Source organism: Anabaena azotica FACHB-119 (assembly GCF_014697625.1).
Classification (GTDB): domain Bacteria; phylum Cyanobacteriota; class Cyanobacteriia; order Cyanobacteriales; family Nostocaceae; genus Trichormus; species Trichormus azoticus_A.
This window is the reverse complement of sequence record NZ_JACJSG010000013.1, coordinates 131,825-150,632: the sequence shown is the minus strand read 5'-3', so window position 1 is coordinate 150,632 and position 18,808 is coordinate 131,825. Positions and strand designations below refer to the sequence as shown.

Here is an 18,808-nt window from a genome sequence, read left to right as displayed (position 1 = left end):
CTTAATATAAGGTTTTGATAATTAACTTATGTCCTGACCTATGTGGCTACTGCTATAATTTAGAATTTCATTAACATCTATTATATTTACAAAATAACACTTTTTTAAATTCTAAAAATAAAATTATATTCGATAGTAGATAAGGTAGTTCAAATTGCAACTTGAAAAAAGAATGTGACAAATACCAGATGTCAGAGCGCTCTTGCCTTGCGTCCTTATGGATAATGGAGGTGTTACCCATATTTTTTGAATTAGTATTAGTTACCAATAAAGGGCTAGAATATTATCTAGACTGACTTAATTTTTCAGACTGCGATATAACTATGAATGCTTTAACAGTCAATTTGCGATCGGTCTTAGAACTGACAGATGAGCAGTTTTTCCAGCTATGTCAAGCAAACCGCGATTTAAGGTTTGAACGCACCGCCACGGGGGAGTTAATTATTATGCCACCTACAGGGGGAGAAACGGGCAACAGAAATGCGAGAATTACTCAACAAGTAATGAATTGGACTGATGCTGATGGTACTGGCATCGCTTTTGATTCCTCAACTTGTTTTAAATTGCCTAATGGTGCAGATCGTTCTCCTGATGCGGCTTGGATACAGTTGGCAAGATGGAATGCTTTAACAGAAGCAGAAAAAGAAAAGTTTCCTCCTATATGTCCTGATTTCGTGATTGAGTTACTTTCCCCAAGCGACAGTTTGAAAGTAGCTCAAGAAAAGATGAAAGAATATATAGAAAATGGTGTGCGTTTAGGTTTTTTAATTAATCGTAAGTCACGCCAAGTAATGATTTATAGGCAAGGTAAAGAGGTTGAAGTTTTAGAATCGCCTGCTACAGTCTCAGGTGAAGAAGTTCTAAATGGTTTTGTGCTGAATTTGGCAATGATTTGGTAATCTATGATAATTTACTCGTATACCTTACAACCAAAGCTTAACTAATTCGCAATCCCATAATTACTAAATCCCGTTCTACACCATCTAATTGTGCAACTTGTGGTAAATGTCCCCATTTTTGAAACCCGAAAGTTTCAAATAGCTTTAAACTAGGTTGATTGTGAGCGAAAATAAATCCTAATAAAGTTTTTAATCCTAAATTTGGGCTTTCGTGAATTGCTTTTGCTAACAATTGCTTACCTAAACCGCAGCGATGAAAAGCTGGAGCAATATAAATACTGAGTTCAGCCGTAGAAATGTAAGCTGGCCTGCCGTAAAATGATTGAAAACTCAACCATCCAGCGATTACTCCCTCTTGTTCGATTACCCAAAGGGGACGTTTAGTAGGCGATCGCGCACCAAACCAAGCCAAACGACTCTCCACAGACACTGGTTCCAAATCAGCAGTTGCGATGCGGCCAGGAACAGCAGCATTATAAATAGCTACAATCGCAGGTAAATCACTTGTAATTGCATGACGAATGGCCATGACTATCGTTTAGAAGTTAGTTTTGAGAAAATACTTACAAATAATACAGCTTTAATAGTGATAATTCTATGAATTTCACAAAATTTTTTTCTATAATATTATCAGTTCTGTACATCTGCCAATCTTTAAAAAGTTAAAATGCTACTTTTTAAAATTCGCAGTGTTTAATTATTCCTTCTCTATTTCTTCAGATAAATATACTTAATTGTCACTTTCATTAAAATACTTCCTCTCTCTATAGTTTTATATTATTAAACTTATTTTCTCTGCAAATGAAGATGTTTAGAATAACGTCTGATGTGAATTAGGAAAACATTTTATATCCAAAAAATAGCCTATGCTTGGAGCCTATGAGACTCGGTAGGGGCGGGTTAATCAAATATCATCAACAATTAACGATGATCTCGGTGAACCCGCCCCGACAAATGTCTACCCAATTACAAGATTTTTGTTCACATTAGACGTGAATATTATTTTACAGCCAGAGGTAGAGTGCAATTATATTAACTTTCATTAAAATGAAGCTAGTAATGAAAAGTTAAATTAATTTTTATGAGTGAGAATCTATCTAAAGATATCTATCATTTAGACGATAAACCAGAAACAAATACTTCTATAGAGTTAGAATTTTATCAATTTATCAATAAATTAAAAACAGGAATTTGGTTTATTGGTATTCCATCTTGGCTGTTTGGTCTTACAGATAGAAGTGTCTCTGCATTTGCTGATAGCTATTTAACTGCACAAGAAATATTGCAGCTTTTGACAACCTGCTTCTTCTTTATAAGCTGGATTTATTTAAAACCAGAACCTACATCTTCAGAAGACGCAGGCTTATTATGTGCGAATCAAACAGGTAGGTTTGAGCTAAAAAAACGGCACATGATTAGCCAAGAGTATATTTTACCCTTTCCCTACCTCTGCCAAATTTACCATCTCTTAAATCTGAAGCATTTGGAAACAATTCACAAATTTAGTTTGAATAATTTGCGAGTTTTGAGTGTGAGTGAATTTCAACCAACAAGATTTGGCGGGATAATCAAATTTAATACACTTCTAGATTCGCCTATCAACGCTTTGAGAATTTGGAGACAACCTATAGTAGAAGTAGATTTGATATTACACAGCCCTTATACGGTTGAATTAAGTATTCCTGTTTATGACAATAAAAGAATTACCGTAATATTTTATGCTTTTCCTTTAAATGAGAGAGAACACAAATTATTTATAGAAATTTATAGTGATTTAGCTTGGCCTAAGCCATTGCTGCAAGTTTTATTGCATTTTGCTTCTTGTTTAACTCTGTTTGAAGATTTACCTTATTTACGAGATTTGGCTGAAGTCAACATTGAACGTTTATTCAAATTGAGCAAATTCTCTAAACAAGCAAATATGCAGCTTTTTAAAAGATTTGTGGAACTATATGGTGCAAGTGGCGATAAAGTTAAATTGCTGGAAGGTAGTAATTCAAATTAATCGAAATTAAGAGCTAGACAAGGATAGCTAATATCATGTTCCCTTAAATACTTATCATATCACGGGGATTGGTAATTGGTAATAGCTAATTGGTAATGGTAAAAAACAATTAGCTATTTGCTATTACCCATTACCAACTAAACCAACCATATCGTAAGTAATTAACCGAACTTAATATAACCCTTAACTTTGATTTTACTATGCTCTTGCAAGTAAAGGCGCAGCAGCTAAAAGAGTTTGAGTATATGGATGTTGAGGATTGGCGAAAATTTGTTTGGTTGGGCCGAGTTCGACAATTTTACCACCGTGCATGACAGCAATGCGATCGCACAAAAACCTCGCCAACCACAAATCATGAGTAATAAACAAGTAAGTTAACTCAAACTCTGCTTTTAATTGCAACATCAAATCTAGCACTTGCGACTGCACACTAGCATCTAACATACTCACGGGTTCATCGCAGATTAACATTTTAGGACGAGTAATCAAAGCACGAGCGATCGCCACTCTTTGCTGTTGTCCCCCAGATAAATCAGATGGGTAGCGCTGATAATAAACTTCAGCTGGTGTTAAGCCGACTTTCTCCAACATCCACAAAACCTGTTCTTTCGCCTTAGCCGCATCAGCCAAATTATGTATTAATAAAGGGTCAGCAATACTTTCCCCTACCGTCATTGCTGGGTTGAGACAAGCATGGGGGTCTTGAAACACCATTTGAATTTGTCGCCGGGAAGCACGAATTTCTTGACGTGACAACCGCGTTAAATCTTGTCCTAAAAATTCAACTTTACCAGATGTTGGACGAATTAACTGTAAAATCGTTCGTGAAAGCGTACTCTTACCGCATCCAGACTCACCCACTAACCCCAAAATTTCCCCTGGGTATAATTCCAAGTTAATCCCATCTACAGCCTTAATTGTTTGGCTTTCCGCCTTGAATAATCTTTCTACAAAACTGGGTTCTATTGTGTAATATTGCTTCAGTTCCGTAATTCGTAGGATTGGGGATTGGGGATTGGGGATTGGGGATTGGGTGTTACTACTGTCCTCATCTACTGCTTGAATATGTAGGGCTGCTTGTAGGAGCGATCGCGTATATTCATGTTGGGGGTTTCTAAACACCGACTCAGTAGTACCCATTTCTACCATTTTGCCGTTATACATCACACCAATACGGCTACAATACTCAGCCACCATTGCCAAATCGTGAGAAATTAGCAACAGTGCCATATTTTCTTCACTACACAGGCGGGTCAACTCTTGTAAAATCTGAGCAGAAACCGTGACATCCAAGCTAGTCGTGGGTTCATCTGCAACGATTAACTTGGGGTTGAGGAGGAGGGCGAGAGCGATCGCTACCCTTTGGCGCATTCCTCCGCTAAACTCATGGGGGTACTGATGCCAACGACTAGCAGGAATTTTCACCTTCTCCAAAGTCGCCAGCGCCTTCTCCTTAGCTTCCTTCGCTGATAATTGGGGTGAATGCGCTTGTAAAGTTTCAATACAATGATTGCCAATTGTCATCAACGGGTCAAGGCGCGTCATCGGGTCTTGGAAAATTAATGCTACAGCCTCTCCCCGAAACTTCCGCAACTGAGGCGCAGTTAAATCAAATACTGATTCTCCCTGAAATAATACTCGTCCCTCCACCCGACTAGAAGCTGGCAATAAACGCATCGCCGCCCGTCCCAAGGTAGATTTACCACAACCAGATTCACCCACCAATCCCATCCTTTCCCCTGGCTGCAAGGTAAAAGATACATCATCAACCGCCCATCGTAGTTCTTCCCCACCACGCTGCGGATAGGCGACACGTAAATTTTCTATACAAAATAAATCTTTATTCATAATTAGTTATCAACCCAAAGCTACTAGCTGGGATATTTTTAAATTTAAGCTAGTGTATCAAATTCTTGAAAATAGCTGTTCAAGGTAATCAAAATAATGAATAGAGTCATACCACCTTACAAATGAGTATCACGCCATAATATAAGATACACAAGCGCTTATCCTTGATATGACTCAAGTTTCTCAACCTCGCCGTAGCCGTATCCTACCACCATCAGCCATAACGCCAGAAGAACTTAACCATCGCCGGGAACAAAGCGATATGCTTGCTATGCAATGTCGTGTTGTTTTTAATCGCCTACGAGAGCAGTTGATAGAGACACATTATAACTGGTTTATTGCTATTGACCCTGACAGTGAAAATTATCTAATTGATCCAACTCTTATAGGACTAAGCCAACAAATTCGTCATTCTTATAGCGATACCGATGTCAAGCTGACTATCTTTCGACTAAACGACACTGGAACCTGTGGCAGACTATGGGTGTAGGTTCATTTGGAGATAACGGTGAGTTATGGTTTGAGATCCAACTGGTTGCTGCCAATGGAGATATGTTTTCTGTCGAAGCTTTGTTTGATACTGGCTTTACGGCTGGATGGTTAGCTATTAACACCCAAGACTTGGAAGCCTTGGAGTGGTTAAGAATTGCTGCCCAAATTTCTATGACAACCGCACGCGGTGAAGGACAGTTCAATTTGTATGAAGGCAGGGTCATCATTGATGCTACTGAGTTTGTTATTCCTGTTCATGTTGGAGATGATGTTCCCGATACTTTGATGGGTTCTGCTTGGTTGGACATTATGCAACTTCTTGTTAATAAACCTCAAGGAATCTTGACTCTAGAAACTTTACAACCAAACTAACTACAACTTCTGTCTAGATAGGGGTATAGGTGCAAAACCCTTACACCCAGTCGCAACAGATAATCTTGGCGCGTGGGGACTTCCAGATAAAAAATTACCTCAATGCCCTACAGGTGCTTTCGCTCCTGCGCCGCCTTTGCCTAAGAATAATAACAGGGGTAAGGAACAAAGGAACGCCACCCCAACGACACGAAAGATATCTGCAAACGATAAAATAGCAGCTTGGGTATTCACAGTTTGCTGAAGTAAAGCTAGGGCTTGTTGTCCGGCTTTGGCTGCATCCATACCTTGAGCTTGTAATGCACCTTGCAATATATTCAGACGTTCATTTGTTGCGGGACTGTAAGGAGTTAAGTCTGTTAATAGAATTGCTTGATGAAATGCCTCGCGTTTATCTAGTAAGGTAGTAAGCAGGGCAATACCAACACTACCACCTAGTTGTCGGGTGAGGTTGTAAAATCCCGAACCTGCCGAGATATCTTGTTTAGGTAAGGGGCCAAGAGTTGCCAAACTTAAGGGTAGAAACATCAAGACTGTAAAAGCACCACGCCATACCAAAGGCCAAAATAAGTCATCGGTTCCGGTGTTGATGGTAATATTTGATAAGTCAAACATGACGGCGGCTGTACCTACACCACCGATCGCAATTAATATCCGCGCATCAATTTTAGTAGATAATTTTCCTAACATCACCATCACGATCGCTGATGCTAACGCCCCTGGTGCTAATAATAATCCTGTCTGAGTCGCTGTAAATTGTAAGATACTTTGAGCAAAAATTGGCACGGCAAATAGTGCGCCATACAAACCCATACCGACAATTGCTGATAAAAAGCTTCCCGCCGCTAAGGAACGGTGACGCAAAACTCGTAAATCAACAGCAGGATGTGCTATTTTCAACTCCCACCAAATAAACAAAACTAAACCGATGACGCTAGCAATAGCTAAACTCGTAATGAAACCGGAAGAAAACCAATCATCTTGTTCTCCTTCTTCCAACACAGTTTGCATACAGCCAACAGCGACAATTAATAACCCAATCCCTAACCAGTCTACAGCTTGATTCCTGGCTTTGTTTTTACCTTGGTCTTTGGGAAGAAATAGCCAAGCCATCCCCACAGCTAACATACCGAAGGGGATATTCACAAAGAAAATCCATCGCCAGCCTAAACCATCGACCAAAAAACCGCCCAAGGTGGGGCCTATTGCGGGGCCTGCTATTACACCTACACCAAATACAGCTTGTGCTAAACCTTGTTCCGCCGGGGGAAAGGTTTCAAACAGAATTGCTTGAGCTTTGGCGAGTAACCCACCACCACACAAACCTTGCAAAATTCGAGAAATCACCAGCGTGGGTAAATTCAACGATAAGCCACACAATACAGAGGCGATGTTGACACTCCTCGCTCTAAAGAGACGTTCGCGTTAGCGTCCCGGAGGGAGGATTCTTGCTTCATCCGTCCTCTCTAGAAATCTGAATACTAGTATTCAACTTTCTCCGTTTGGAACGTCCACAAGCTCACACGGACTGCCCGACCGCGTTTGAAAAGGTTTTTAATTTCTGCGTTTACTCCCACATTTGTACAAGATTTAGGATTTATACTACCAGGGTTCCGGATCAGGAGCAGTCCGCTTGACCTACTTCGTCTTTTATTTGTGCGCTTTACCGCTATTAGTCATACTACCACAAAAGCCGCCCTAGAAGGGCGGGGCTTTAAACCCAGTTTTTCGGTAAACCCAATCAGGGAAAAGATAAAGTAGCTTTTTTTACCAAAATAATCACCCAACCAAGCGGACAAAGGAATTAACACCACGTTGGCGATCGCATATCCAGTCACCACCCAGCCAATTTCGCTCACAGTCGCCCCTAAACTAGCCTGCATATCTGTCAGCGCCACATTGACAATACTGGTATCTATCACTTCCAAAATTGCCCCCAAGGAAGCCGCAAATGCGATCGCCCACTTTAAAGACCCCTGAACATAACCCGATGCGTTAACAGTAGATGCTTTGGTAATACTAGCCATTTTCTTACAAAATAAGAGTTCCCGTAGCCTTGGATTTATAGCAATTCGCAATTAAAAAATAATTCAACGTTCGTAGTGAGGACTTCAGTCCTCACTACGAGACGCTACGCAAACACTACGAGCTGTACATTGGTATTACAAGTATAAAGAAAAGTTAAATTATCTATACGCTACGGTAGCGTATCGTATCAAATTGGTCAAGGATAAACTAGCAAAATAAATAGTACGAAGGTATGAGGATATAGGGATATATCTTTTCAAGACCCTTACACCCCTACACCCTTACACCCTTACACCCTTACACCCCTACACCTTGTCATGAGCAAGCAGATACACAACCCATCAGGAAGACCCAGAAGCACCCAAGCAGACCAAGCAATTGTGCAAGCTACCCTAGACTTACTGGCAGAGGTAGGGTATCAAAGCATGAGTATAGAAGCGATCGCCAATCGTGCTGGCGTAGGTAAAACAACCATATATAGACGCTATACTTCCAAAGAAGAACTAGTCGCTGATGCCATTGAAAGCTTAAGAGAAGATATCCAAATACCAGACACTGGCAGTTTTTGGGGAGATATGGACATTCTCCTCGATGATATGTCCCAGAAAATATTTAGTCACTTAGGTAGACAAACCCTAGCCCTCATCATCAGCAGCGCTTCCAGCAACCCCCAATTTGCCCAACTCTACTGGACAAAATACACCAAACCCAGACGAGAAGCCTTTGCGACAGTCTTAGAACGTGCCAAAATCAGACAAGAAATTCAAGCAGATGCGGACATAGACTTAATTATCAACCTCTTAAGCGGCTCCCTCTATTACGCCCTCATTTTCCAACCGACAACAGAACCATTAGAAACCTATATGCGCCGGACGATGCAAGTTTTGATGAAGGGTGTGGGGAGTGGGGGGAGATGGGGAGAATAACAACTGTCCCCTGTCCCCTGTCCCCTATCAACTGTCACCCTTGTTGCAGTATGGCATGGCAATATTGAATTAAAGTATTAAGGCGATCGCCAATGACATTTATTCTTGTTTGTGCAGTCGCGGGTTGTCTCGCCCCTTGCAGAAACATTACATCTACCTCCAGAAGACGCAATTGTTTGCTAATTTCCGTCTTATAAGACTGGATGCGCCAATCATCCTCCATTAAAGGTGCAATTTCCTGCCCAAACAATTGCTTTAACGCAGCTAGGCGCTGACGCACTTCTACTACATCAATTTGAGTGATGATCCCCTGACGTAATTCGTCTAGTAATGTTACTAGACTCTGATATTTTTCAAGATTTAAAGACATCTAGGGTTATTTACGATAGTATTAATGTCAAGAAATTTATTTATACAATAAACCATTACAGGATATTATCAGCATCACCAGCCTCAACTGTTGTACTGAGGCTGTGTTTGCAATATACATTATTTTCAACTTATGTTTTTTTAAACCCTAAATAGACAACTACCATAGTCTCATAGGGTATCTGACATAGCTTAAACTGCCCTCACCAGGGCAACAGCATCACCATTACAGAATGCTGTTATTGCGTCCACCTCTCAACTATCCACCGATCACCTCTTCTACTGTATGAGCAGCATCGCTATTAGTTCCCCAACCGATCTTAGCCTTCCAGAATGGCTGAAGAAATGTTTGCGGGATTCATCAACACATGGCAGCAAAGCGGAAAATGACCGAATATCTAGTGATAACAATTTAATCTGTCGGGCGTTTGATTTTGCTTACCAACTTCATCAGGGACAATATCGCAAATCTGGAGAACTATATATCAGTCATCCCATCGCCGTAGCTGGCTTGCTACGCGACTTAGGGGGAAGTCCTGCTATGATAGCAGCTGGATTTCTTCATGATGTAGTCGAAGATACAGATGTGACAATTGAGGAAATAGAAGAGCGTTTTGGCCCGGAAGTGAGACAATTAGTCGAGGGTGTCACCAAGCTTTCTAAAATCAATTTCACCAGCAAAAAAGAAAGTCAAGCCGAAAACTTCCGGCGGATGTTTTTGGCGATGGCGCAAGATATCCGGGTAATTGTCGTGAAGTTAGCAGACCGTTTGCATAATATGCGAACTCTGCAATATATGTCAGAAGAAAGCCGTCGCCGTTCAGCCCAGGAAACAAGAGATATATTCGCGCCTTTAGCTAACCGTCTGGGGATCTGGCGCATTAAGTGGGAATTAGAAGATTTAGCATTTAAAAATTTAGAGCCGGAAGCGTTTAGACAAATTCAAAAGTATGTTTCGGAAAAACGCGACTCACGGGAAGAAAAACTAGCCAAGGCTACGTCCATTTTACGCGATCGCCTCCAGCAAGCCGGCATCCGATGTCTAGATATCAGTGGTCGTCCCAAGCATCTCTACAGTATTTACCAAAAGATGCAGCGACAGCAAAAAGAATTTAGTGAAATCTACGATTTAGCCGCACTGCGGATTATTGTGGAGACAAATGAGGAATGTTACCGTGCGTTAGCAGTGGTACATGATGCTTTCCGTCCTATTCCCGGCAGATTTAAAGATTACATCGGACTCCCCAAACCAAACCGTTACCAATCACTACATACAGGCGTTATTGGTTTAACTGGTCGTCCTTTGGAAGTGCAAATTCGCACAATGGAAATGCACAGAATTGCGGAATATGGTATCGCCGCCCATTGGAAGTATAAAGAAACAGGCGGTTCTAATGCCCAGTTAACCACATCCGATGAAAAGTTTACCTGGCTGCGTCAATTGTTGGAATGGCAAAGTGACCTCAAGGACGCGCAAGAATATCTCGATAGCGTTAAAGATAACTTATTTGAAGATGATGTTTATGTCTTCACTCCCAAAGGCGATGTCATTCCTTTAAGCCCCGGTTCTACCACTATAGATTTTGCCTATCATATTCACACCGAAGTCGGCAATCATTGTTCAGGAGCGCGAGTCAACGGGCGGATGGTTCCCCTATCTACTAGACTACAAAATGGGGACATTGTAGAAATTCTCACACAAAAGAATAGTCATCCTAGCTTAGATTGGCTTAACTTCGTCAGAACTTCAGCAGCGAAGTATCGCATCAAACAATGGTACAAGCGATCGCGCCGGGAAGAAAATCTGGCTCGTGGTCGAGAATTGTTAGAAAAAGAATTGGGGAAAACCGGTTTAGATAGTCTGTTGAAATCAGAAGCCATGCAGACTGTCGCCGAAAAATGTAATTATCACAGTGCAGAAGATTTACTTGCAGGTTTAGGCTATGGCGAAATCACCTTAAACCTAGTATTAAATCGCTGGCGGGAAGTTGTCAAATCCCAACAGCCAGTAGCAGATACACCGATACTCTTACCAAAAGAATCATCTGCAACCAAAGCGCCCACACCCATCACCCGCGCCACAGATTCACCAATTGTAGGTGTAGAAGGGTTAGTTTATCATTTGGCTGGCTGTTGTACACCCATCCCTGGCGAACCAATTATTGGCGTAGTCACAAGGGGTAGAGGAATTTCCATCCATCGCCAAGGGTGTAATAATTTGGAGAATGTAGAATGCGATCGCCTAGTCCCAGTCAGTTGGAACCCAGGCGCAGAAAATAGAGGTCGCCCGCAAACTTACCCAGTTAACATTCAAATTGAAGCCCTTGACCGCGTAGGAGTCTTAAAAGACATCTTATCCCGACTCAGCGACCAAGGGATTAACGTGCGTTATGCCCAAGTAAAAACAGCAGTGAATCAACCAGCATTAATGGACTTAGGTATAGATATACGCGATCGCTCACAACTAGAGCAAGTCTTCATCCAAATCAAAAAAATGAGCGACATCCTCAACATCCGTCGTGTAGGTCAAATTGATGAGTAATTGGGGAAGGGGGAAGGGGGAAAGCCTTCTGTTACCTGTCACCTGTCACCTGTCACCTGTCACCTATCACCTGACTAAGGACTAATTACACGCCATTGTAGAGACTTTGTGATTTTGATGACCTTCAACTATCGCCGTGAGTAATTCCTGTTTCAAACAAAAGCCGATGACTTGATCAATCGAGTTATTAGCCGTAGCATACTGTTTCCCAAAATTGGGAATGAAAAATATCCTCATGAACGGTTATTTTTATTATGAACAGGACTTACGCAAGTGTCACAATTGGTTGTTGGTGCGTGACGCTACAAGTCTCATGACTACGTTCAAATATTATCGCCAGTCACACACCCTACAGAAAAAATATGCCAGTTGCGTAAGTCCTAATGAATTAATCTTCATTGTGCTACTCAAGAAACGGAAATGGAAAGTTTGTAGTAAGGACTTTAGTCCTTATTACGAACCGCAATAAAAATCCCCTAAGTCTTCATCAAAGCCTCAATGAAACACTAGGGGTAAATAAATTATTTGACATTTACTGTCATCTATTGTAGATATTCGTAGATATTACCTAAGTAATTTAAATTGATTCCAGTCCAGGCATTTTACCTTGCCTTCACCCTGATGCTTCTGACTCTGGAAGATGAAAAAATTTAGTTGAATAAGTACAATGAACTATACTCCGACGTAGGTAAACGGGGCTTTTAAGAGAATTTACTGTTGCTATCTAGCACATATTAAGTAAATAGGCAAGTTCAACATTTCCTCAAAAACAGCATTAGCCCACGATGGGGCATAGCTCATCGTACTTACAAAAATGGTGATAGTTAACCATTGAGGTAGTGAATAGTTTTCTATTAACAATTAAAAATTAAAAATCAAAAAATCATGACTTTTAATTTTTAATTTCCTGTACTGTTCACTTAATTTGTAGCTTGGGCGGCTAGCATCTGCTTCAGCTGTTCTAACTTAGAAGCCCAACGGGGATCTGGACGAATAGCATCGGAATCAGAGGTGCTTGTGGTAGTGGTTGTTTCACGGTTCCCACCGCCGCGTCGAGACTTCTTAGAACTCTTGTCACGACGACTGCCTTCTTTGTTAGTGTTAGGAGCAGGATTACCACTAGAAGCATTTGCTGCTTTGGGGGCTGCTTGCTCTTCGCCTTCATCACCTTTTGTACGGGGTAAGGCTTTTTCTAACTTGATAGGCGTTTCTTTGAACAGTTGACCATTATACTTTTCGATAATTTGGTCAGCTTGTTCATCATTGTTGACTGTCAAAAACCCAAAACCACGGCATTTACCTGTTTTGCGGTCTTTGATCAGTTTAGTCGTCACAGCATCGCCCTCTGCGGCAAAAACAGCTTGCAATTCTTGACGATCTATTTCTTCTTTTGGCAAATTGCCTATGTATAGGCGCACGGACATGAACTATACCTCCAGAGTTGATTGAACATGGTGAACATGGCAAGGCAATTAATGATTGCTTGGCTTTGACTTTTATTTGTTATTGACCAAGACTGCCGTAAACCAATTTTTTACTCCAAACTGTCAACTTATACAATACAGTTTTTTGTTGGGATCAAGCTTGTTTAATCATAGAGCGTACTAACGCCCGACTACCACCTTAATTCTAAAAGTTGTAAATTTGTCATTTTACTGCTTAACTACAGTAAAAATTTTCGCCTGCCCTTGCCCGCAGAGTTGAATACCACTCCTTACATTATCACGGTATTTTCTACGTAGCTAGTTCATCATACACTTTTTTAGCCGTAGCATTAGGAAATCGTAGCATAAATGATTGGGGATTGGGGATTGGGGATTGGGGATTGGGGATTGGGGACTGGGGATTGGGGATGAGAAAACTCAGTTTTTCATCGAAACTCCAGGGTTTGAAACCCCGTCCTAGAAGGACGGCTTTTTGATATAATTGCTATGGTCAACGACCCACTGTCCGTCGATGGAGACATAAACCCTAACACCAAAGCATGCAATTTTTTGCAACGGGGAAGAAAAATCGGTAGACCGGGAAAAGAGGATGGGGCAATGGACAGTCCAACCCTTGAATCAAAATACATCAGAACTCTCTGGTGGAGATTTCGATACATATGGCGGTGGCACTCACCGTGTCAGTCTGTGGAGCGAACATAAGACCAAAACTCCTTGTGGGTGTAGGCAGTTGCTATGAAACAGAAACCTAAATCGTGAGGTTTAGGAATCGCCGCACTTTTAGGGCGGTGAGGATGTCAAAAGGAAACAAAAACCAGCCTGTGGCTGGTCGATTTGCTGCTGTGTTGGGAGGATAAAACATATAGGTTGGCGCAAGCATCCATGTAGCCATAACTAAGTTTGTTAGCTATGTAATTTTGGTTGCTTATTTATTTTTAGAAAAACGTAACATTTTTTAAATTAAATTGCAACTTTTCTTTACATTTTGGTCATTGGTCATTAGTCATTATTTCCCAATCCCCAGTCCCTACCCTACAAGGAAAATATAAGCTCCCCAAGCTTGGGCGGCGACGGCTAGAATGGTAGACCAGATGGGATGAGGGCTATGAATGGTTTTGCCGCTTTGGGTTTGGATTGTTTGCACATCTATCCAGGGTGTAGCACCTCGGCGAAACCAGCCTGTAACGATAATTTGCCTACCGATAAAATCTTGAGGATTAATTGGTTGTCCTAACCAAGAAACATGGTGGAGCTTGACTAAGCCTTTGCTGGATTGGAGAATTAAGTCTTGGGATAGAAAGTTACTCATGCCTGGACGACCTAATAATTGACCGACACACTGCACGGGAATGCTATCTATAGGCAAGCTGGGGGGATTGGTTAATAGGTAGGGTAGTTGGTGGTCGGTTTGGGTGCTGCTGGGTTTGATGTCGGGAAAGAAGAAGTTCATCCTGATGATGATACCAATGCTGAAGCAGATAAGTAAGCAGCCTGTAACGAATGATAAGTCTTCGTAAATCCACTTCAGGTTTAAAAATTTGAGTGTAAAGGCAGTTTGCCAACCTAGCCAAATCAATCCAGCAAAGACGAAACCTAGAGGTATGCCTAAAAAGGGAGCTATTTGTAATAAGAATGATTGCTGAGTGACTTGTAGTGTCTTTTCGCTGAGTGATTGCTGACTAGTTATGTGAACTTCTGGATCTATATGCCAATGTTGGGCTATGAGGCATAGTTTACGGATGCGATCGCCTATCAATGGATGAGTGTTATTAATTGTCAACCATCGGCGGTAGGGATTTACGTTATCCCACATCAACATCGATTCAAAGTTGAGTTGTCCAGCAATACTTCCCAAAGAAATGCTTTGTTGATAACCTACTGGCAACAAGATATTTAAACTTTCTATTTGACTGCTGGTCTGTTCGGCTTTTTTAATATCAGTGGCAATACCGATGCTAATTTTCAGCAATGCACGTACTAGGGCATTGGGATTACCTGTAACTTCCGCAGCTAGGCGATCGCTATGGTAAGGTCTAAGGCGTGAGTATAGTATTGCTGTACCTGTCAGCACAGACCAGAGCAGATAAACTAAACTAGAAGCGATGGTAAACGGCCAATGAAATACGCCTTGGGAAAATCTATCTGCCCATACCGCAATTTGTCGATAAAGTTGGTAAATTGGCAGGGTGACTAGCAGTACCAATGACATCAAGACAAAATCTTGGTTGGTAATTTGTCCTAGTTGTGCGGCGTAGATAGTAGCAATTTCCTCATCTGCTAGTTGTTCTAATAACCCTTGACTGACAACAATTCTGGCGTTGCGAGGTAAGTTACCGTAGGTAAAGGCTATGGGTGCAGCTATTGGTAAAATCCTTAGTTGGGGGGATGGCCAATGTTTCTGTTGACAGTAACGATGCAAGACACGGGGCGTTTCTCGGCTGTAATTCGGCAAGATATCTTTTGATAACTCTTTTTGACCATAGAAATAAGCCAGTAGCCAATCTAGTAACCAAGGCGATATAGCGATCGCTATCAACAATAGTGCCAAAATCAATTGGCTAGGGTCTCGATATAAAAACTGTAATGGTTCCAAGTATGGCAAATCAACTAAAGTTTTGTTAATGCTTGCCATGACGAACTTGATGATTTCTCGCAACACCCAATACAGGGCGATGAATGTACCTGCTGACAACAGCTTTAAGGGTATGAGGTTGGGCTTTTTTAAGGGTTGCCAGATTTTGGCGCGTTTTGCTTGTCGCCAATAAATGCCAATTTCTTTAACTTGTGTGTAACTGGAATTTAATAACTCATTGCCTATATATTTATTTTGGTAGCCTACAGATGGTACATCTGATGCGTGACGCGGCTTTGTTGTTGCTGGAGAATGATCTGCGGCTACATCATTATTTTGTGATTTTTGACTAGGTTTGCGCTTTTTTGTTAAATGTGTCAATGCCACATTAGCCCATTCTTTCACCTGGGTGTTTTGGCTTTCTGTCAGGGTTTGACACAGAGCGATCGCTTTTTTGAGTTCGCCACAGCGTGCATAAGCCATAACTAAACCTACCTTGGCTTGTAGGCTAGCATTGCTGTTACCCTGATTTGTGGCTATGGGTTCTAGTTGAGCGATCGCACTTTGATAATTTCCCTGCTTGAGGGCAGCTAAACCAGCCTCTAAAGCCGATTCAGTATGTGAAGGCATAGAAATTCTGGCACTCCATCTCTGCTAATTGATCTACGGTGATGCAACAGCGCGGTTGTATCAATTCAAAATTCAAAATTCAAAATGAATAAACCTAAGCTTGGCAAGGGTTTCTGAGTTGATTTTTGAATAATAAATTTAGTTGAACTGATTTTATAGCAGTCGAAGCATAAGTTAGGACATCATACAATTTTAAAACCTTTAATTTCAAAGGCTTTCAGCCCTGTCACCTGTCCCCTGCTATAAATGCCAGTAATTTCCAGCCTAGCAATTTCTAATTCGTAATTCGTAATTCGTAATTAATACGTTCAGTATTATTAATTTTGAATTACTCCACTGGTTGGCTAGAAAAAACTGGAGCGATCGCGCTGAGTTTTAACTCTGGATGATCTCCCTGTAACTGTTGACAGTTCCACTCGTTGCGGAACAGTAAAACTGGGCGGTTCATGCTGTCTTTGACTGTGGTGGTGTTGAAAATACGTCCCACCTTGTTCAAAGCTTCCCAACCACCTTCAACCCAACGGGCGACGCTGTAGGGTAGAAGTTCCAGAATTGTTTCTACACCATACTCGTTTTGTAAGCGAAACTGCACCACCTCGAATTGCAACTGACCCACGGCTGCCATAATGGGGTCGCGCTTGGCTTCATCAACTGAGTACATAATTTGTACTGCACCCTCTTCGCGCAATTCGGAGATGCCTTTCTGAAACTGCTTAAATTTCGAGGGGTTGGGGTTGCGTAATGTCGCAAATAGTTCTGGCGAAAAATACGGAATCCCTTCATATTCCAGCTTTTGTCCCGTGTAAATTGTATCGCCGATCGCAAAAACGCCTGGATTGTTTAAACCGATGACATCACCTGGATAAGCTACATCAATCGATTCCCGTTCTTGGGCGAAAAGTTTTTGTGGACGCGATAGGCGTACAACTTTACCAGTTCGAGCATGATTGACTGTCATATCTTTTTCAAACTTACCAGTGCAGACCCGGATAAAAGCGACGCGATCGCGATGTTTTGGATCCATATTTGCTTGGAGTTTAAATACAAACCCGGAGAACTCTGGATAGGTAGGATCTACTTCCCCAATACTACTGATGTGGACACCAGGCTTCAAGGCGTACTCCAAGAAATACTTCAGGAATAACTCTACCCCGAAGTTCGTCATGGCACTACCAAAGAACACAGGTGTCATTTTTCCTTGATGCACTAAATCTAGGTCTAGTTCCGGGCCGACACCTTCTAAAAGTTCCAGGTCGTTTTTGAGTTGGTAGTATAAATCCTGTTCTAATAGTTCTTCAATGCTGGGGTCGCCTAAGTCTACTATTGTATCACGAGCTTCCTTACTACCGTGGGCGCTACGTTCAAACAGGTGGATTTGATGCTTGTTTCTATCGAAGACACCCTTAAAGCGATCGCCCATACCTATCGGCCAGTTAACCGCGTAGGTTTGTAACCCCAATTCTTGCTCAATCTCGTCCAATAATTCCAACGGTTCCCTACCCGGACGGTCGAGTTTGTTGACAAATGTGAAAATTGGTAAACCCCGTAATTTACACACCTCAAATAACTTGCGGGTTTGCGGTTCCAAACCCTTAGCCGCGTCAATTAACATCACCGCATTATCAGCCGCCGCCAGGGTGCGATAAGTATCTTCACTAAAATCTTGGTGTCCGGGAGTGTCAAGTAAATTAATCTGGCAATTTTCGTACTCAAACTGTAATACTGTAGATGTAATGGAAATACCCCGTTGTTGTTCCATTGCCATCCAGTCCGAAGTCGCCTTACGTTGGGCGCGACGGGCTTTCACTGCACCAGCTTCGTGAATTGCACCCCCGTACAATAGTAATTTTTCCGTCAGCGTAGTTTTACCTGCGTCAGGGTGAGAGATAATAGCAAAATTGCGGCGAAGCTCAACTGCTTGGTGGAGTTCCGTCTGGATTTCAGTTGACATAAACCTAAGTTAATTTTTTTCTACTTTAGCGAGTCCTTTCATCTTAAAACAACGATGCTCATGCTAGGAAAGCATCTTCCTCTTCTTGTCTCCGTGCCTCCGTGGTTCATAAAATCAGTTTTTCACACAGAGACACAGTGAACCAGCGCTGTAGGATGGTTTCCCTCTCTTCGAGACGCTTACGCGAACCGCAGGCGACGGCTGAACCCGTTGGCGCAGCCTCTCGCAGAGAAGAGAGGCACAGAGAAATTAACAAGCTTTAATTGTGTTGAAGAAAAAGCTAAATCATCAAATCAATTGCACTTTTATCTTGGATTTTGTGGAATTATATCTACAGTCTAGATGCGCTGAAGTTGTGGGTGGAGTTCTTGTTTGGAGGAAATCAGGTAAATTTCTGACCCATACTTAATTATCACTTTTTTTTAATAAAAATTATCATAAATATCTGTCAAAAATTGAGAAGTTAAAAGTAGATAGTTGAAGATTTAGAACTTCTCCACTTTTGGGATGTCATACGGATGCCTACCAATTCAGTCAGGGCGGGTTTACTAAGATCATCATGAATCGTGGTAGATATTTGTCAACCCGCCCCTACCTAAGCAACTGACACGCGATCGCGCGGTAAAATACAAAATTGCCCCACAACTTCACGTAGAGTAGGGCAAAGGACAGTTAAGCACTTTTTGTAGTCTGTCCGACAACAACGGAGTTTCGTCAGACTTTTGTGAC

17 protein-coding genes are annotated in these 18,808 nt (G+C 41.7%); 7 read left to right on the top strand and 10 right to left on the bottom strand.

The window, feature by feature from the left end; translation table 11 throughout:
• Positions 1-323 precede the first annotated feature (323 nt).
• Positions 324-899 carry a Uma2 family endonuclease gene (locus H6G83_RS11900; protein ID WP_190471774.1) on the top strand — a complete coding sequence of 192 codons (576 nt, stop codon included), beginning with the start codon at positions 324-326 and terminating at the stop codon, positions 897-899.
• A 37-nt stretch (positions 900-936) separates the two neighbouring features.
• Here H6G83_RS11900 and H6G83_RS11895 read toward each other — a convergent pair whose 3' ends face one another.
• Positions 937-1,428: a GNAT family N-acetyltransferase gene (locus H6G83_RS11895; RefSeq protein WP_190471770.1), complete on the bottom strand. Its 492-nt coding sequence runs from the start codon at positions 1,426-1,428 to the stop codon at positions 937-939.
• A gap of 552 nt (positions 1,429-1,980) precedes the next feature.
• Between H6G83_RS11895 and H6G83_RS11890 the strand changes: the two genes are divergently transcribed.
• Entirely contained in the window at positions 1,981-2,904 is a 924-nt protein-coding gene (locus tag H6G83_RS11890; protein ID WP_190471767.1) for a hypothetical protein, read from the top strand.
• Between the two features lie 198 nt (positions 2,905-3,102).
• Here H6G83_RS11890 and H6G83_RS11885 read toward each other — a convergent pair whose 3' ends face one another.
• On the bottom strand, positions 3,103-4,752 hold the full coding sequence (locus H6G83_RS11885; protein ID WP_190471765.1) for a dipeptide ABC transporter ATP-binding protein: 1,650 nt from the start codon (positions 4,750-4,752) through the stop codon (positions 3,103-3,105).
• A 169-nt stretch (positions 4,753-4,921) separates the two neighbouring features.
• On the opposite strand from H6G83_RS11885, the gene H6G83_RS11880 reads away from it, so the two are divergent.
• Positions 4,922-5,242: a hypothetical protein gene (locus tag H6G83_RS11880; protein ID WP_190471764.1), complete on the top strand. Its 321-nt coding sequence runs from the start codon at positions 4,922-4,924 to the stop codon at positions 5,240-5,242.
• Positions 5,233-5,616, top strand: a complete 384-nt coding sequence (locus tag H6G83_RS11875) for an aspartyl protease (RefSeq protein ID WP_190471763.1) — start codon at positions 5,233-5,235, stop codon at positions 5,614-5,616. The genes H6G83_RS11880 and H6G83_RS11875 overlap by 10 nt, the downstream gene beginning before the upstream one ends.
• Before the next feature lie 99 nt (positions 5,617-5,715).
• Here H6G83_RS11875 and H6G83_RS11870 read toward each other — a convergent pair whose 3' ends face one another.
• Both H6G83_RS11870 and H6G83_RS11865 read right to left on the bottom strand, forming a co-directional pair.
• Positions 5,716-7,008, bottom strand: coding sequence for a DHA2 family efflux MFS transporter permease subunit (locus H6G83_RS11870; RefSeq protein WP_313935870.1), 1,293 nt, complete (start codon positions 7,006-7,008; stop codon positions 5,716-5,718).
• A 284-nt stretch (positions 7,009-7,292) separates the two neighbouring features.
• Entirely contained in the window at positions 7,293-7,643 is a 351-nt protein-coding gene (locus tag H6G83_RS11865; protein WP_242044547.1) for an MFS transporter, read from the bottom strand.
• 318 nt (positions 7,644-7,961) lie between these two features.
• Here H6G83_RS11865 and H6G83_RS11860 point away from each other — a divergent pair, with 318 nt between their 5' ends.
• The gene (locus H6G83_RS11860) at positions 7,962-8,570 is read left to right on the top strand and encodes a TetR/AcrR family transcriptional regulator (protein ID WP_190471759.1); all 609 of its coding nucleotides are present in this window, start codon (positions 7,962-7,964) and stop codon (positions 8,568-8,570) included.
• A 34-nt stretch (positions 8,571-8,604) separates the two neighbouring features.
• Here the strand turns inward: H6G83_RS11860 and patD are convergent, their stop codons facing one another.
• Complete coding sequence (gene patD, locus H6G83_RS11855; protein ID WP_190471756.1) at positions 8,605-8,940, bottom strand: heterocyst frequency control protein PatD; 336 nt, start codon at positions 8,938-8,940, stop codon at positions 8,605-8,607.
• A 285-nt stretch (positions 8,941-9,225) separates the two neighbouring features.
• On the opposite strand from patD, the gene H6G83_RS11850 reads away from it, so the two are divergent.
• Positions 9,226-11,481 (top strand): RelA/SpoT family protein, encoded by a 2,256-nt coding sequence (locus H6G83_RS11850; protein WP_190471755.1) that lies wholly within the window; start codon positions 9,226-9,228, stop codon positions 11,479-11,481.
• 81 nt (positions 11,482-11,562) lie between these two features.
• On the opposite strand, the gene H6G83_RS11845 is transcribed toward H6G83_RS11850, so the two are convergent.
• The gene (locus tag H6G83_RS11845) at positions 11,563-11,718 is read right to left on the bottom strand and encodes a hypothetical protein (RefSeq protein WP_190471752.1); all 156 of its coding nucleotides are present in this window, start codon (positions 11,716-11,718) and stop codon (positions 11,563-11,565) included.
• On the opposite strand from H6G83_RS11845, the gene H6G83_RS11840 reads away from it, so the two are divergent.
• Complete coding sequence (locus H6G83_RS11840) at positions 11,717-11,950, top strand: hypothetical protein (RefSeq protein WP_190471749.1); 234 nt, start codon at positions 11,717-11,719, stop codon at positions 11,948-11,950. The two genes, H6G83_RS11845 and H6G83_RS11840, sit on opposite strands and share 2 nt — an antisense overlap.
• A gap of 451 nt (positions 11,951-12,401) precedes the next feature.
• Here the strand turns inward: H6G83_RS11840 and H6G83_RS11835 are convergent, their stop codons facing one another.
• From H6G83_RS11835 to prfC, 4 genes are all read right to left on the bottom strand, one after another.
• Positions 12,402-12,905, bottom strand: a complete 504-nt coding sequence (locus H6G83_RS11835) for an RNA recognition motif domain-containing protein (RefSeq protein ID WP_190471746.1) — start codon at positions 12,903-12,905, stop codon at positions 12,402-12,404.
• A gap of 769 nt (positions 12,906-13,674) precedes the next feature.
• Complete coding sequence (locus H6G83_RS11825; RefSeq protein ID WP_190471740.1) at positions 13,675-13,818, bottom strand: hypothetical protein; 144 nt, start codon at positions 13,816-13,818, stop codon at positions 13,675-13,677.
• A 135-nt stretch (positions 13,819-13,953) separates the two neighbouring features.
• On the bottom strand, positions 13,954-16,128 hold the full coding sequence (locus tag H6G83_RS11820; protein ID WP_190471737.1) for a zinc metalloprotease HtpX: 2,175 nt from the start codon (positions 16,126-16,128) through the stop codon (positions 13,954-13,956).
• Between the two features lie 328 nt (positions 16,129-16,456).
• Complete coding sequence (gene prfC / locus H6G83_RS11815; protein WP_190471734.1) at positions 16,457-18,079, bottom strand: peptide chain release factor 3; 1,623 nt, start codon at positions 18,077-18,079, stop codon at positions 16,457-16,459.
• Between the last annotated feature and the right edge of the window lie 729 nt (positions 18,080-18,808).